The sequence below is a fragment of the Bradyrhizobium sp. 61 genome (genome assembly GCF_023073075.1).
GTDB classification, from domain to species: Bacteria; Pseudomonadota; Alphaproteobacteria; order Rhizobiales; family Xanthobacteraceae; genus Bradyrhizobium; species Bradyrhizobium barranii.
Window position 1 is genome coordinate 286,723 of record NZ_JADPIU010000064.1, and the last position, 14,744, is coordinate 301,466.

Sequence of the window (14,744 nt, forward strand, 5' to 3'; positions counted from 1 at the left end):
GCTATTCGCTCCGGCTCGCGAGCGCATTCACGGCGGCGACCGTGATCGCGGAGCCGCCGAGACGGCCCTCGACCGTCAGTGCCGGCACCGGCGGATCGGCCATCAGCGCAGCCTTGGATTCAGCCGCGCCGACGAAGCCGACCGGGCAGCCGATGATCGCCGCGGGCCGCGGGCAGCCCGGGTCTTCAAGCATGTTGAGGAGATGAAACAGCGCGGTCGGCGCGTTACCTATCGCAACGATTGCGCCGTCGAGATGCGGCCGCCACAACTCCAGCGCCGCTGCGGACCGCGTATTGCGCATGGACTGCGCGAGCGCGGGAACGGCCTCGTCGCCGAGCGTGCAGATCACGGCGTTGGCCGCAGGCAGTCTCGCGCGCGTAATTCCTTCCGAGACCATGCGCGCGTCGCACAGGATTGGGGCGCCCTTCTGCAACGCCGCGCGCGCAGCAGTCGCCATGCCTGATGTGAAGCGGATATGCGCCTCAAGGCCCACCATGCCGGCGGCGTGGATCATCCGCACCACGACCTGCTCCTCGTCCGGCGTGAAGCGGGCAAGATCGGCCTCGGCACGGATCGTCGCGAAGGATTGCCGGTAGATCGCCGCGCCGTCGGTCTCGTAGGTGTGCGGCATCAGTGGCCTCCGACCAGGATGGAGGGATCGCTGACGATGTCGGCGCCATTCAGGCCGCGCAGAACCGGCTCATCGCGGGTCGAGCCGTCGCGGACGAGATCGAAGCCGGCGCTGGTCGCAACCAGCGTCACCGCGGACGCGCCGGAACGCGCGCAGCCCTTGGCGCAGCCCGAGACGTGAAGGCGCGTATCGAGGGCGATACGCGGCGCAAGGGCGGAAGCGAGCGCGCGGGTGTCGGCATGCGCCTCGCGGCAACGCGGGGCGCCGCTGCAGGCAATCACGCGCAACGCCGGATCGTAGGGCTCGGTGATGAGGCCTGCCCCGCTCGGCATCTCGCGCTTGCCCTCGCTCAGCACCATCCGCCATGGCGTCATGCGCAGCGCATGTCCGCAGCCGGAAAACTGATGGAGCGTCGTGTGCAGCATCTGCCCGAACGCGACGCCGACCAGGGCGCCATGCGGATAATGCCCGGGTCGTGACGCGGCCATGACCGGAGCAGGCTCGGTTTCGCCGCTCAACGACTGAGGCAATTCCGCGCCGGCCGCGATATGAGCCGCCATGCGCCCTCGCCCGCCCTTCGCGCCGCCGGACGAGATGAACCAGCTTGCGAGCGCGAGCACCGTGCTCACGGCCTCTCCGCGTGCGACGGAGCGGCCAAGCCTTGCGCCATCAGTCCGCACCAGGAGCCGGCCGCCGCGATCGCGCTCGATGCGTACGTCGGCGGAATCGCCGGCGAGTACGCGCGACTTTCCATCGTCGATGGCGAAGCCGAACTTTGTGGGAAGATCGAGCGTGCTGTCCGCGAGCGCTTCTTCAAGCTCCGCGGCGAGCGCCTGTGTCTCGTCACCGCTGTTCCAGAACGGCGTCACCAAAATGTTGCGCCGGGCTTCGATGTCGGTATCGGGGTCGAGCAGCCGCAGCAACGCGAGTCCATCGAGCAGCCGGCGATGGCCCTGCTCGCTGACGCCCCTGATCTGGAGGTTGGCACGGCTCGTCACATCGATGAGGCCGTTGCCGTAGCGTTCGGCGAGTTCGGCAAGGCCGGCCACCTGTGTCGCTTCGAGGCGCCCGCCGAACGGGCGCACGCGAACGACGAGCCCGTCGCCCGATTGCATCGGGCGCAGCGCGCCGGGACACCAGCCCTTGATCGCGGCCGCACTCATGAAGCCTCCTTCAGCGCGGCCGCGATCGAATTGCGGCGCGTTCGCCAGAGCGAGGCTTCGTGCAGGCGCGTGAAGCAGGTCTCCATCGCGGCGAGTGCCGCCGGGTTTTCGCGGGCCATGAAGGTGCGGACATCGGCGTCGCCGAGCGTCGCGTCATAGTAAAGATCGAACAGATGCGGCGGCACGGCACCGGCCAGATGCGCGAAGGCGGCCATGTGCTCCAGCGTCGCGGTGATCTCGGCGGCGCCGCGAAAACCGTGCCGCATCATGCCGGCGATCCAGGCCGGATTGGCCGCGCGTGCACGGACGACACGGGAGATTTCCTCGGTCAGCGTCCGCGCATGCGGCTGCTCGGGCCGCGTCGTATCGAGGTGATAGAGCGATGGTCCTGCCGCACCGAGATGCGCTGCGGCGGCAGCGATGCCTGCTTCATGCGCGGCATAGTCGGCGGCAAGCAGAAGATCGGTTTCCGGCAGGTCCTGGACGTGCACGAAAGCATCGGCGGATGCGAGCCGCGCCTCGATGCCGGCCCGGTCCGGCTGCATCGCACCGTCCGCGGAGAACGCCCAGGACGATGCCGACAGCCAAGCTTCGCCGGCGGCATCGCGCATCTCGGCCGTGAAGGCATCCGGGATCGCCGAGAGGCCGACGCCGTATTGGCCGGGACGCGGCGCGAACACACGCGAGGTGCGGTGGCGATAGGGATTCTCGTCGCCCTCCTCCTCGCGCGACGCGAGCGCCTCGGCGGCGGCCTCGAACAATTGCGCAAGGCCGGAGAAGACATCGCGGAACAGGCCCGACACCCGCAGCGTGACGTCGATGCGGGGGCGCCCGAGCTCGGCCGGTGCGATGATGTCGTAGCCGGTGACGCGGCCGGAGGCGTGGTCCCAGCGCGGCGCAAGGCCGGCGAGATGCAGCGCCATGGCAAACTCCTCGCCGGCGGTCCGCATCGTCGCAGAGCCCCAGAGATCGACCACGAGGCCTTTCGGCCAGTCGCCGTGATCCTGCAAATGGCGACGCAGCAGCTCTTCCGCGAGCCTGATGCCTTGCGCATGCGCCGACGGCGTCGGCACCGCACGCGGATCGACGGCAAAGAGATTGCGTCCGGTCGGCAGCACGTCCTGGCGGCCGCGATAGGGCGAGCCCGACGGCCCCGGCGCGACGCGCTGCCCCGCGAGCGCGGTACGCAACGCATCGCGCTCCGCATCACCGCAGGCGCCGCGGCCGAACACGTGCAACCCGTCGCCGAACTGGCTCTCCTTGAGATCGCACACGAAGCGATCGATCCGCGGAATGGCTTCGGCCGGCGCAGCCGCTGCATCCAGACCAAGATCGTCCTCAAGGCCCGCCGCGCGCGCCTCGTCACGGATCGCAGAAATCAGGCGCTGACGGCGCGCGGGATCGAGCCCATCGGCGGTCGAGTATTCGTCGAGCAGGCGTTCGAGCCGGCCCAGGCCTTCCGGCACCGCGGATTGTTCGAGCGGCGGCGGCAGATGGCCAACGGTGACTGCACCGATGCGCCGCTTGGCCTGCGCAGCTTCGCCGGGATCGTTGACGATAAAGGGATAGATGACCGGCAGATCGCCGATCAACGCTTCGGGCCAGCACGCGGACGACAGCGCCACGGATTTTCCGGGCAACCATTCCAGCGTGCCATGCGCGCCCATGTGCACGACGGCATCGATGGCCTGCCCGCGGAGCCAGAGATAGAACGCGACATAGGCATGGCGCGGCGTGCGGGCGAGATCGTGATAGTCGGCATCGCGCGTGGTCGCATCGCCGCGTTCGGGCTGAACCGCGATGACCGACCGGCCGCATCGGATCGCAGCGAAATGGAACGCGCCGTCGCGGCAGCTTGGGTCCTCCTCCGGCGCGGCCCAGGCCTGCGCGAGATCATCCTGCAAGGCTTGCGGCAGGCGCGAGAGCGCCGCGCGGTAGTCGGCGACGCTCCAGGTCAAGTTCTGCTTGAGCAGCGTCTCGCCGAGCGCCTGAACCGGCGCAACGTCGAAGCCGGCCTCTGTCAGGTCAGACAGCAATGCCTCGACCGACGCGAGCGCATCGAGACCAACCGCATGCGCGATCTGATGCGGACGGCCCGGGTAGTTCGAGAGCACCAGCGCCACCCGCTTCCCGGCGGCTGGCGCCTCCGCGAGGCGCCGCCAGGCCGCAGCGCGCGCGGCGACGGCCTTGACGCGCTCCTCAGCAGGCCGGTGCGCCAGATGCGAAAATTGCAGGTCGGGATCACGCTCCGCGGCCGATTTGAAACTCACCACGCCCGCAAACAGGCGGCCGTCGACCTCCGGCAGCACCACATGCATCGCGAGATCGCCGGGCGACAGGCCGCGCAGCGACTCCGCCCAGTCTTCGCGCCGTGCCGATGAGAGCGCGACCTGGAAGACGGGACACGATGCGGCATCGAACGGTGTCGTGCCGTCGTCGCCCATCGCCGAGAACGCCGTCGCGTTGACGATCGCGGCCGGGAGATTCGTCGCGAAATACGTCCGCAGCCAATCCGCAACGCCCGGAGCCTTCAGCGAGGTGACGAACACGCCGTACGCGTCAAAGCCGCGCTCGCGCAGCGCCGCGATCAGGGCGTCGACCGGCCCTGTATCCGCGGCGGTGAGATAGGAACGATAGAAGGTCACGAGCGCGAGCGGCTTTCCCTCGCCTGCCATCGGCGCAGCAATGACGCCACGCGCGGGATCGTAAAAGCCCATCTCAGGCACGTTCATCTCGCCGACGACCGGTCCTGCGTAAAGGCCCGAGGCCAGCGCGAGCTGCGCGATCGCGGCCTGGGCTGCAACAGGACCGCCGGTGTCGCAGAGCACCTTGAGCCGGCGCAACGTCGAAACCGGCAGGGTCGAGTAGGCATCGAGCCGCGTGTCGTCGCGGCCGTCGGCCGGCAGCACGGCCAGCACGATATTGCGGTCCTTCGCAAGCTGCTGCAGGGCCGCGAGCCCGTACGGCCAGTAGGATTCACCGCCGATCAGGCGCACCAGGATGCCGCGTGCCTGCGACAGCGTGCGCTCGATATAGGTGTCGACCGACAACGGATGCCGCAGCTCCGCGAGATTGGCGAGCCGCAGCGACGGCAGGCTGTTGCGGCCGCGCCGCCAGCCGGCCGCGAACGCGGCAAGGTCGGAATCCGAGTACGAGAGCACCACGAGATCGGCCGGGTCCTGGCCGATGTCCCTTGGCGTCGCGGTCTCCTCGAGACCGCGGCTCTCGCGGAAGACGACGTGCATCAGATACCAGATCCTGAAAGCCCAAGTCCGACCTTGATCGCGGCCTCGTCGATATCGCCGTGCTCGCCGATCATGACAAGCTTCGACTGCCTGAGAGCTGCGCCCCAAGGCTTGTCGAACTGGTGGCGCACGCGCTCGCCGACCGCTTGCAGCAACAGGCGCATCGGCTTGCCCGCGACCGCGATATAGCCCTTGACGCGCAGCACGTTCTGCTCGCGCGAAAGACGCTGCACCGACGCGACCAGTGCGTCGATGTCGGCGATTTCAGGAAGATCGATCACGACGGAGGCGAAATCGTCGTGCTCGTGATCCTCCTCGCCGTCGTGATGCGAGGGGCGCGCGGCGAGATCGTTCTCTGCGGCAGCGCCGAGGCCGAGGATGACACGCGCATCGATCACGCCATCGGTGACGGATAGCATCGGCACGCGGCGCGGCATCTCGGCGGTGATGGCGGCTTTGGCCGCTTCGATCCCTGCGGCGCCCGCAAGATCGGCCTTGGTCAGCAGCACGATATCGGCGCAGGCGATCTGGTCCTCGAACACTTCCGACAGCGGCGTCTCGTGATCGAGATTTTCGTCCGCCGCGCGCTGCGCTTCCACCGCAGCCGGGTCCGGCGCAAAACGGCCGGCGGCGACAGCCTCGGCATCGGCCAGCGCAATCACGCCATCGACCGTGATGCGCGAGCGGATCTCAGGCCAGTCGAACGCCTTCAGCAGCGGCTTCGGCAGCGCCAGGCCCGAGGTCTCGATCAGGATGTGATCGGGCCGCACCGGCCGCGCCAAAAGCTTTTCCATGGTCGGAATGAAATCGTCGGCGACGGTGCAGCAGATGCAGCCATTGGCGAGCTCGACGATGTTCTCCTCCGGGCAATTCGCATCGGCGCAGGATTTCAGGATCTCGCCGTCGACGCCCTCGCTGCCGAACTCGTTGACGAGCACGGCGAGCTTTTTGCCGTCGGGGTTTGCGAGCAGATGCTGGATCAGCGTGGTCTTGCCGGAGCCGAGAAAACCCGTGACCACCGTCACAGGGACTTTTGCGAGCGAGTTCATTCGGCGGCCTCCGGCACAACGGCAATGGGGGGAATGCGGGCAAGCGACTGCTTGCGGAAGATTTCGGGACGGCTGCGCCAGGGCACGAGGCCATCGGGCGCGGCGGCATACGCCGCAGCACCCGCGACCACGTCGCTCGCATGGGCCTCTGACAGACGACCATAGACATAGGACCAGCGGCCGGGCGCGCTGAGCGCAACTGAGCAACCTTGGCTGCATGCCGACAGGCATTCAACGGGAACCACATTGACGCCCTCGGGCACGCCGGCGTCGAGGATCGCACCATGCAGGCGCTTGCCGGGCGTCGTCTCACCCTCGTCGAGCGTCTGGCCGGCACGGCAGGTAATACAGACGTGAAGTGTGACGGTCATCGCCTCTTCCAGGATAAACAGCGGGAGGCGAAGAGGCACACGGACCATTCCCCCGAAGGTCCGTTTCCCCGTCGCGGAACACCCCGTCCGCCGGTCCAAAACTCGTCCGCGCTGGCAGGTCTCCCGGCTTGCGGAGCAGGGCTTTTGGCCCTTCGATCCCCGCCTTCCCGATCCCCTGGGGGATCAGTGGCTTCGGAAATCTCTCCGGTCACGGTCGCGGGGGCGGCTGCAGTTTGGACCCGAATCTTGTCGATTCGGACCCTATCGCATTCCCTCTTCGCCTGTCATAGGACAGGAACCAACGCCGGGCCACCATTTGCCCCCGGCCGCCTCTTGTCAAGCCGAAGGACCCTGTCAGATGACGCCTGAACCGGATACCCAAACGGCCGAGGAAACCGACGCCCGCCACGCCGCGAAAATGGCGAAGATCAAGGTCGCCCGCGACAAGATCATGGCGACCAAGAGCGGCGAGAAGGGCCTCATCATCGTCCACACCGGCGCCGGCAAGGGCAAGTCCTCCTCCGCCTTCGGCATGATCGTCCGCTGTGTCGCCCATGGCTTCCCATGCGCGGTCGTGCAGTTCATCAAGGGTGCCTGGGACACCGGCGAACGGCGCCTGCTCACCGGCCATTTCGGCGAGCTCTGCCAGTTCCATGCGATGGGCGAAGGTTTCACCTGGGAGACGCAGGACCGTGCCCGCGACATCGCCGCGGCGCAGGCCGGCTGGGCGAAGGCCAAGGAGCTGATCTCAGATTCCAATCTGCGCATGGTCGTGCTCGACGAGATCAACATCGCGCTACGCTACGACTATCTCGACATCGCCGAGGTCGTCGACTTCCTGAAAACGCACAAGCCGCCGATGACGCATGTCGTGCTCACCGGGCGCAATGCCAAGGACGAGCTGATCGAGATCGCCGACCTCGTCACCGAGATGACGCTGGTCAAGCACCCCTTCCGCTCCGGCATCAAGGCGCAAGCCGGCGTCGAGTTCTGAGCACGGCCCCAGGTTCTGAAAACACCATGGCGCGCGCATTGATGATCCAGGGTGCCGGCTCGGACGTGGGCAAGTCGCTCATCGTCGCCGGCCTCGCCCGCGCCTTCACGCGGCGCGGCCTGCGCGTTCTGCCTTTCAAGCCGCAGAACATGTCGAACAACGCGGCCGTCACCGTCGACGGCGGCGAGATCGGCCGGGCGCAGGCGCTGCAGGCACTGGCCGCCGGCGTCGAGCCGCACACCGACATGAACCCGGTGCTGCTGAAGCCCGAGACCGATGTCGGCGCACAAATCATCGTCCAGGGAAAGCGAATCGCGACCGCACGGGCGCGTGAATATGCAGCGATGAAGCCGTCGTTGATGGGCGCGGTGCTGGAGAGTTTCGAGCGGCTGAAGGCGCGCGCCGATCTGGTGCTGGTCGAAGGCGCCGGCAGCCCGGCCGAGGTCAACCTGCGCAAGGCCGACATCGCCAATATGGGCTTTGCGCGCAAGGCCGACATCCCCGTCGTGCTGGTCGGCGACATCGACCGCGGCGGCGTCATCGCCCAGCTCGTCGGCATCAAGACCGTGATCGACCCCGACGATGCCGCGATGATCGAAGGTTTTGTCATCAACAAGTTCCGCGGCGACCCCTCGCTGTTCGACGACGGCTACAAGCTGATCGAAGCGAAGACCGCATGGCGCGGCCTTGGTGTGCTGCCCTGGTTCGCGCGCGCCGGCGAACTGCCGGCCGAGGACGCGCTGGGCCTGAGTGATGCGCGAAAGCCGGGCCAGTGCAAGATCGCCTGCCTCGCGCTGTCGCGGATCGCCAATTTCGATGATCTCGATCCGTTGAAGCTCGAGCCTGGCGTCGATCTCGTGATGGTGCGGCCGGGCGAAGCTATCCCCGGCGACGTCCGTCTCGTCATCATCCCCGGCTCGAAATCCACCCGCGGCGATCTCGCCTTCCTGCGCGCGCAGGGCTGGGACATAGATCTCCTGGCGCATCACCGCCGCGGCGGCCATGTGCTTGGCCTCTGCGGCGGTTATCAGATGCTCGGGCGCAGCGTCGCAGACCCCGACGGCATCGAAGGCCCCGCAGGCGACACGCCGGGTCTCGGACTTCTGGACGTCGCCACAATGATGAGCCCGCAGAAGACGCTGACGCGCGTCGCGGCCGTGCATGCCGCCACGGACCAGCCGATCGACGCCTACGAAATCCACATCGGCCGCACCGATGGGCCGGATCGCGCGCGCCCGTTTGCGAAACTGAATGGAGAGCCGGAGGGCGCGATCTCCAGCGATGGGCGCGTGCAAGGCAGCTATTTGCACGGCCTGTTCACGTCGGATGATTTCCGCAAGGCGTATCTCGCAAAGCTCGACATTCCGGCAGGCAATGAGCCTTATCATGCGAGGGTTGAGAGCGCGCTCGATGCCCTCGCCGATCACATCGAACAGCACCTCGACGTCGGCGGCCTGCTCGCGCTAGCGCGCTAGCGCCTCGGCAAGGCGCGTCCATTCGGCTTCGCGGCCCGGAAGCCCGAGGCGGAGCCATGCCGGCTCTTTCGCGAATACGCGCGACCAGATTTGGCTACGCGCCAGTTTCTCCTGCGCAGCAAGCGCATCAGGCGTCTCGTAGAGACGAAACAGCGGCGCACCACCGACGAGCCGCCAGCCTTGCGACTGCACGATGTCGTCGAGGCGGACACAGTCGCGCGCAAGCCGCGCTGACGTCGCCTTGGCCCAGGCATCGTCACGCAAGGCGCGGCAGCCGATCGCGATCGCGGCTCCTGACACTGGCCACGGACCTGACGCCGCCGCAAGCTTCGTGATGTCGGTCGCATGGCCGAGCGCAAACCCAAGCCGCAGGCCGGCAAGACCATAGAACTTGCCGAACGAGCGCAGGATCAGCAGCCCAGGCTGATCCGCCTCAGATACGAGCGACAGCTGCGGGGCAGCATCGGCAAAACTCTCGTCGATGACGAGACGGCCGACGCGCGGCAGCAGCGCCAGCAAATCCTTTGGCGCAAAACGCCGACCATCGGGATTGTTGGGATTGACGACGACGGCGAGATCCGCGCCCGCCAGCGCGTCGAGCTCGCCGACCTCCTGGACATCCCAGCCTGCAGCCGACAAGACCCCGGCATATTCATTGTAGGTCGGCGCAAGGATGCGCGCGCGGCCGGCTGGCGCGAGTTGCGGCAGCAATTGAATGGCGGCCTGGGCACCGCCCATTGCGACGATCGGCGCGCTTGTGCCGTAGGCATGCTGTGCCGCCTGATGCAGGCTCTCGATCTCGGCGCGCGATGGCAGCGCGTTCCATGCACGCGCGCTCACCTCGCCCACGGGATAAGGCAGCCGGTTGATCCCGGTCGACAGATCGATCCAGTCCTCCGCGCGCCCGCCAAAACGCTGCTGGGCCAGATCGAGATTTCCACCGTGCTCGCGCATGTCCCGTTCTTTCACGCGAGGGCCAGGATCGCAAGCACGCCGGCGAGCAGCAGCATCGCGCGGCGGTAGATCGTCAACCCCTGGCTGATGTCCGCGGCAAGCGGATCGCGCGCGCCATCGTTGAGCCAGGGCTCATCGGTCGCGCTGCCGTGATAGATGCGGGGGCCGCTGAGCCGCACACCAAGCGCCCCGGCCATGGCCGCCTCCGGCCAGCCGGCATTGGGCGAGCGGTGACGGCGAGCATCGCGCGTCATGCACGACAGCGCCTCCGATCGCCGCGCTGCCAACAGCACGAACAGAAAGCCGGTGAGGCGCGCCGGAATGAAGTTTGCGACATCGTCGATGCGCGCGGCGGCCCAGCCAAAAGCTTCGTGGCGTTCGCTGCGATGACCGATCATGGAGTCCAGCGTGTTGATCGCCTTGTAGCCCAAAATGCCGGGCAGTCCGAACAGCGCGCCCCAGAACACCGGCGCCACGATGCCGTCGGAGGCATTTTCCGCAAGGCTCTCGATAGCCGCGCGCGCGATGCCGGCTTCGTCGAGCGTTGCGGGATCGCGTCCGACGATGCGCGAAACCGCATCGCGCGCAGCAGCGATGTCGCCGGCCAGCAACGGCTTCGCGACGGCAGCGACATGATCATGGAGCGAGCGCAAGGCGACCAGCGGCCAGGCCAGCACACCCACGAGTATGATCTCCGTCCATCCCCAGGGGAGCAAGGACTGAAGTACCCAGCCGATTGCGGCCGAGATCGCAATCACCAGAAGCGCTCCAGCCACGCCCGCAGCGCGGCGAAATGCCGGCGGATCGGAATCGCGATTCCAGGCGGCGTCGATGGCAGAGATCAGCCGGCCCAGCCAGGTCACGGGATGGCCGATCCGCGCGAACAGCCACGACGGCCAGCCCAGCAGGGCATCCACCGCCATCGCCACCGCCATCGCCCCCGCAAAAACCACGCCCACCTCCTGTCCCGCCCCTGTTGCGCAAAGCACGGCCCGAGCGCAAGCCCCCGGCCGCCTGATTTCGGCTTTGTCTTTGGCCGCGATTGGTGATTAGTCAGGCCCACAGGAGACCTTTATGGCCGTCATCTTGATCACCGGCGGAGCACGATCGGGCAAGAGCGCCCACGCGGAAAAGCGCGCGCGCAGCTTTCCGGGCCAGCCCATCTACATCGCGACGGCCGAGGCGCTCGATGCCGAAATGGAGGTGCGCATCGCCAAGCATCGGGCCAAGCGCGCGGCCGTCGACTGGATCGAGCGAGAGGTACCACTCGATCTCCTGCAAGCTCTGATCGAGACCGATGGCGCCGGCCCAAGGCTGGTGGATTGCCTGACCTTGTGGCTCTCCAACATCATGCATGCGGGGCGTGACTGGGAACACGAACTCATGAAGCTCGCCGCTTTCATGGGCGGCCAGAAGAGCCCCGTCATTTTCGTCACCAACGAGGTCGGCCTCGGTATCGTGCCCGACAACGCGCTGGCGCGCAGCTATCGCGACGCCGCCGGAATCATGAACCAGGTCATCGCGGCGGTTTCCGACGAAGTCGAGTTCGTCGTGGCCGGCCTGCCGATGAAACTGAAATGATGCCGCCCGCCGAGCTTTTGCGGGACGTCGTTGCCGATCTCAGGATGGCGGCATCGTTCGTCACGATCCTGCCGGTGGCATCGTCGAAGCCTGCAGGCGAAGGCGCCATCGCGCGCGCGACCTGGGCAATCCCCGTCGCGGGACTGCTGGTCGGCCTCGCGGGTGCCTTGGTCTACAAGATTTCCAGCCGGTTCGGACTGACACCGAACGTCGCCGCCCTGCTCACGTTGGCCACGACCGCGCTCATCACCGGCGCGCTGCATGAGGACGGCCTTGCCGATACTGCCGACGGGCTCGGCGGCGGCCGGACGCGCGAACGCAAGCTCGAGATCATGCGCGACAGCCGGATCGGCACCTATGGCGTCTGCGCGCTGATCCTGTCGTTCGGCCTGCGCTGGAGCGCGCTCGCGGCGATCGCCAATCCCTGGGCCGTCGCGCTCGCGCTGTGCGCCGCGCACACTGCTGCCCGCGCGGGCGTGCCGGCTTTCATGTCGCTGGTCCCGCCGGCGCGGCCTGATGGACTGTCGGCAAGCGCGGGATCGCCGCCGGGCCGCAGCGTCGCCGTCGCTTTCGCTGTTGGAACGCTCGCCCTCGCGCTCGCGCTCGGGCCCGGCAAGGCACTGGTCAGCCTGATCCTGCTGTCCCTCGCCGGCTTGATGCTGGCGCGGCTTGCCATCCGCCAGATCGGCGGGCAGACCGGCGACATCCTCGGCGCATTCGAGCAGACCGGCGAGATCCTCATTCTGCTGGTGGCGGCATCCTTCCGGGTGGGAGGCTGATCTCATGGTCGAGTTCGACGACACCTTCCGTCAGCACTTGCGCGAGCTGTTCGTGTGGCGCCGCGACGTGCGCCGCTTCCGCGCCGATCCGCTGCCGGCCGGCGCCATCGATCGCCTGATCGAGACCGCCTGTCTCTCGCCCTCGGTCGGCCTGAGCCAGCCCTGGCGCTTCGTTGTCGTCGAAGATGCCGCACGACGCCGCGCCGTGATCGACGACTTCAGGGCATGCAATGCCGATGCGCTGAACTGTTACTCCGGCGAACGCGCCGCGCGCTATGCGACGCTAAAACTGTCCGGTCTCGAACAGGCGCCCGGCCACCTCGCCGTGTTCGCGGACAAGGCGAGCGACATCGGCCACGGCCTCGGCCGCGCGACCATGCCGGAGACGACGGAATATTCCGTGGTGGCCGCGATCACCGCGATGTGGCTCGCCGCGCGCGCCGACGGCATCGGCATCGGCTGGGTGTCGATCCTCAATCCGGAGCGCGTTCACACCGCTCTCGACGTGCCTGAGACCTGGAAGTTCATCGCCTATCTCTGCATCGGCTATCCGGAAGTCGAATGCGACCAGCCGGAGCTCGAGCAGGCGAAGTGGGAGCACCGTCGCAGCGCGGAGGAATTCACACTGCGGCGTTAGTCGCCGCGCCCCCGCTCCATCCCCCGTCATTGCGAGCGTAGCGAAGCAATCCAGGCTGTCTCCGCGGAGGGATTCTGGATTGCTTCGTCGCACCAGCGCAAAATTGCTTTGCAATTTTGTCGCGGGCTCCTCGCAATGACGACGGAGAGAGAGGCGGCTTGTCGCTACGACCTGCTCTTGCCGGCGGCAGCCGCCACCGGCGCGGGGCTCTCCGGCTTCTGGAACATCAACAACGGCCGGAAGATGACGCGGCCATAGGCCTCGTAATGGTTCTGGGTCGAGACGGCCATCTTCAACGGCGTCGCGTAATTCGCCTCGAACGTCATGAACGACGCATAGGTCCATGAGAAGCCGACGCCGACCGAAGCGAGCTCGGTGATCCCCGGGAATGTCGAATAGACCGCACCCCAGTCGGTGAAGATGTAGGTGTCGAACCCCTTGAGCCACGACGACCAATTGTAGTGCAACTCGGCGTTGAAATAATAGCCGCTGTCGCCGGATGCGGAGTTGGAGGGATAGCCGCGCACGGTGGTAGGACCGCCGATCGAGAAGATCTGGTCACCCGGCAGCAGCTTTTCCTGCGTGTACTGCCAGCTCGCCAGCACATTGGCGCTGAAATTCTGAGGCCCCGCCGCGCTGGTCGCGATCAGCGAGCCGGTATAGGTGTTGAACGCGCGGTTGTTGCCGAGCACATAATCATGCCAGGTGATGTAGTTCACTGCCGGCGAGACCGTGATCGAATAGGTGTTGCCGGAATTGGTCACCGAGAGCCCGGCGGTGGCCTTGTCGTAGTGGTCGTCGGTCACGGAGACCGTGGCGAAGCGGCTGACCGTCTTGCCCTCGGTCTCGGCGGCGTTGAGCAATATCAGCCAGTTCTGCGTCACCCAGACCGGCTGGCTGAAATTGACCGCGGCCTGGCTCGAGCGTCCGGTGACGTCGAGCGCGACGAACGGTCCCTGGATGATCTTGATCTTGCCTTCGGTATAGCTGACGCCGACGCGGCCACCCCAGGGATTGACCGGAATGCTGTAGGCGGCGTTGCCGTTGAGATTGCCGTCGGCGCGGACGCCGTAGAAGGTCAGGCGGTCGTCGACGCCGAACAGGCCGTGGCGCTTGTAGAAGGCTCCGCCCTCCCAGCGCCCGGTGTTCTCCGCGCCCTGGTTGTCGGTGAAGAGTTGCAAGGTGTCGACCGGCGGCTCGATCACGGCGAACTGGAGATCGGTCAGGCCAAAGCTCGTGCCGGGCTGGAGCAGCGCCTTGATCTGCACGTCGTTGGTCCGGTTGAACCAGATCACGTCGCGATTGAGTTTTGGAACGTCGAGGACCTCGCCTTCGGGCTCCTTCACGCGCTGAAGGATGTAATCGGTGCGGGTCTGCTTGTTGCCCTCGATGGTCGTCTTCTGGAGCCGGCCCTCGGTCAGCTTGATCTTGACCACACCACCTTTGGCGTCTTGATCGGGCAGCGTCGCGATGCCCGTGACGATGCCGCGCTCGGTGTAGATGGCGTTGATGTCGGCAACGAGCTGCAATAGCGCGGCGATGTCGACGTTCTTGCCGACATATTTCTTCGCGATCTCGTCCAGCTCTGCCGGCGTGATGAACTTGGATGCGTCGAACTCGACCTTGCGCAGGCGGAATTTCGGCCCCCCCGGCTTCAGCAGCTGGGACTTTTCCCGCTCACCGCCGATCACCGCGGGACCGGTGAGCTTGGGCGGCGCGCTCTGCCGTTCGAGCTGGCGGCGCTGCCGGTCGACGTCGTTCTGGATCACGCCGGGATTGATCGAGGGCACTTGCGCGCGCGAAGGGGCGATGCAGCAAGCTGCAAGCCCCACCCCCAACGCTGCCCCCCAAATCCGCATCCCGAA

At 67.0% G+C, this 14,744-nt stretch carries 13 protein-coding genes and 1 riboswitch; of the genes, 5 read left to right on the forward strand and 8 right to left on the reverse strand.

Annotated features, from left to right (window positions below; genetic code table 11):
• Position 1: 1 nt before the first annotated feature.
• Genes IVB46_RS23145 through IVB46_RS23165 form a run of 5 tightly spaced genes read right to left on the reverse strand, consistent with a single transcriptional unit; the run spans position 2 to position 6,459 of the window.
• A complete protein-coding gene (locus tag IVB46_RS23145) occupies positions 2-631 on the reverse strand; it encodes a precorrin-8X methylmutase (RefSeq protein ID WP_247308739.1) in 630 nt (209 codons plus the stop codon).
• A complete protein-coding gene (gene cobG, locus IVB46_RS23150) occupies positions 631-1,794 on the reverse strand; it encodes a precorrin-3B synthase (RefSeq protein WP_247308737.1) in 1,164 nt (387 codons plus the stop codon). Before cobG ends, IVB46_RS23145 begins: the two co-directional genes overlap by 1 nt.
• Entirely contained in the window at positions 1,791-5,039 is a 3,249-nt protein-coding gene (gene cobN / locus IVB46_RS23155; RefSeq protein ID WP_247308736.1) for a cobaltochelatase subunit CobN, read from the reverse strand. Before cobN ends, cobG begins: the two co-directional genes overlap by 4 nt.
• The gene (cobW, locus tag IVB46_RS23160) at positions 5,039-6,088 is read right to left on the reverse strand and encodes a cobalamin biosynthesis protein CobW (RefSeq protein WP_247308733.1); all 1,050 of its coding nucleotides are present in this window, start codon (positions 6,086-6,088) and stop codon (positions 5,039-5,041) included. The genes cobN and cobW overlap by 1 nt, the downstream gene beginning before the upstream one ends.
• Positions 6,085-6,459, reverse strand: coding sequence for a DUF1636 domain-containing protein (locus tag IVB46_RS23165; protein WP_039157178.1), 375 nt, complete (start codon positions 6,457-6,459; stop codon positions 6,085-6,087). Before IVB46_RS23165 ends, cobW begins: the two co-directional genes overlap by 4 nt.
• 95 nt (positions 6,460-6,554) lie before the next feature.
• Positions 6,555-6,777: riboswitch (cobalamin riboswitch) on the reverse strand.
• A gap of 40 nt (positions 6,778-6,817) precedes the next feature.
• On the opposite strand from IVB46_RS23165, the gene cobO reads away from it, so the two are divergent.
• Positions 6,818-7,453 carry a cob(I)yrinic acid a,c-diamide adenosyltransferase gene (gene cobO, locus IVB46_RS23170; protein ID WP_028148472.1) on the forward strand — a complete coding sequence of 212 codons (636 nt, stop codon included), beginning with the start codon at positions 6,818-6,820 and terminating at the stop codon, positions 7,451-7,453.
• A 26-nt stretch (positions 7,454-7,479) separates the two neighbouring features.
• Positions 7,480-8,928, forward strand: a complete 1,449-nt coding sequence (locus IVB46_RS23175; RefSeq protein ID WP_247308730.1) for a cobyric acid synthase — start codon at positions 7,480-7,482, stop codon at positions 8,926-8,928.
• Here the strand turns inward: IVB46_RS23175 and cobD are convergent.
• Together cobD and cbiB are read right to left on the reverse strand one after the other, a co-directional pair.
• A complete protein-coding gene (cobD, locus tag IVB46_RS23180) occupies positions 8,917-9,882 on the reverse strand; it encodes a threonine-phosphate decarboxylase CobD (protein WP_247308729.1) in 966 nt (321 codons plus the stop codon). The two genes, IVB46_RS23175 and cobD, sit on opposite strands and share 12 nt — an antisense overlap.
• An 11-nt stretch (positions 9,883-9,893) precedes the next feature.
• Positions 9,894-10,835, reverse strand: a complete 942-nt coding sequence (cbiB, locus tag IVB46_RS23185; RefSeq protein ID WP_247308728.1) for an adenosylcobinamide-phosphate synthase CbiB — start codon at positions 10,833-10,835, stop codon at positions 9,894-9,896.
• 121 nt (positions 10,836-10,956) lie between these two features.
• On the opposite strand from cbiB, the gene cobU reads away from it, so the two are divergent.
• From cobU to bluB, 3 genes are read left to right on the forward strand one after another with little or no spacing between them, the layout of a single operon-like run.
• Entirely contained in the window at positions 10,957-11,463 is a 507-nt protein-coding gene (gene cobU / locus IVB46_RS23190) for a bifunctional adenosylcobinamide kinase/adenosylcobinamide-phosphate guanylyltransferase (protein WP_063984439.1), read from the forward strand.
• Entirely contained in the window at positions 11,460-12,242 is a 783-nt protein-coding gene (cobS, locus tag IVB46_RS23195) for an adenosylcobinamide-GDP ribazoletransferase (protein WP_247308727.1), read from the forward strand. The genes cobU and cobS overlap by 4 nt, the downstream gene beginning before the upstream one ends.
• 4 nt (positions 12,243-12,246) lie before the next feature.
• Positions 12,247-12,879: a 5,6-dimethylbenzimidazole synthase gene (gene bluB, locus IVB46_RS23200; protein ID WP_247308726.1), complete on the forward strand. Its 633-nt coding sequence runs from the start codon at positions 12,247-12,249 to the stop codon at positions 12,877-12,879.
• Between the two features lie 164 nt (positions 12,880-13,043).
• Here the strand turns inward: bluB and IVB46_RS23205 are convergent, their stop codons facing one another.
• Complete coding sequence (locus tag IVB46_RS23205; RefSeq protein WP_085403119.1) at positions 13,044-14,738, reverse strand: ShlB/FhaC/HecB family hemolysin secretion/activation protein; 1,695 nt, start codon at positions 14,736-14,738, stop codon at positions 13,044-13,046.
• Positions 14,739-14,744: the final 6 nt, after the last annotated feature.

What these genes read in the sequence shown, in the direction of transcription:
- IVB46_RS23145 (WP_247308739.1), bottom strand. Translation starts at nt 631, where the DNA reads ATGCCGCACACCTACGAGACCGACGGCGCGGCGATCTACCGGCAATCC.
- cobG (WP_247308737.1), bottom strand. Translation starts at nt 1,794, where the DNA reads ATGAGTGCGGCCGCGATCAAGGGCTGGTGTCCCGGCGCGCTGCGCCCG.
- cobN (WP_247308736.1), bottom strand. Translation starts at nt 5,039, where the DNA reads ATGCACGTCGTCTTCCGCGAGAGCCGCGGTCTCGAGGAGACCGCGACG.
- cobW (WP_247308733.1), bottom strand. Translation starts at nt 6,088, where the DNA reads ATGAACTCGCTCGCAAAAGTCCCTGTGACGGTGGTCACGGGTTTTCTC.
- IVB46_RS23165 (WP_039157178.1), bottom strand. Translation starts at nt 6,459, where the DNA reads ATGACCGTCACACTTCACGTCTGTATTACCTGCCGTGCCGGCCAGACG.
- cobO (WP_028148472.1), top strand. Translation starts at nt 6,818, where the DNA reads ATGACGCCTGAACCGGATACCCAAACGGCCGAGGAAACCGACGCCCGC.
- IVB46_RS23175 (WP_247308730.1), top strand. Translation starts at nt 7,480, where the DNA reads ATGGCGCGCGCATTGATGATCCAGGGTGCCGGCTCGGACGTGGGCAAG.
- cobD (WP_247308729.1), bottom strand. Translation starts at nt 9,882, where the DNA reads ATGCGCGAGCACGGTGGAAATCTCGATCTGGCCCAGCAGCGTTTTGGC.
- cobU (WP_063984439.1), top strand. Translation starts at nt 10,957, where the DNA reads ATGGCCGTCATCTTGATCACCGGCGGAGCACGATCGGGCAAGAGCGCC.
- cobS (WP_247308727.1), top strand. Translation starts at nt 11,460, where the DNA reads ATGATGCCGCCCGCCGAGCTTTTGCGGGACGTCGTTGCCGATCTCAGG.
- bluB (WP_247308726.1), top strand. Translation starts at nt 12,247, where the DNA reads ATGGTCGAGTTCGACGACACCTTCCGTCAGCACTTGCGCGAGCTGTTC.
- IVB46_RS23205 (WP_085403119.1), bottom strand. Translation starts at nt 14,738, where the DNA reads ATGCGGATTTGGGGGGCAGCGTTGGGGGTGGGGCTTGCAGCTTGCTGC.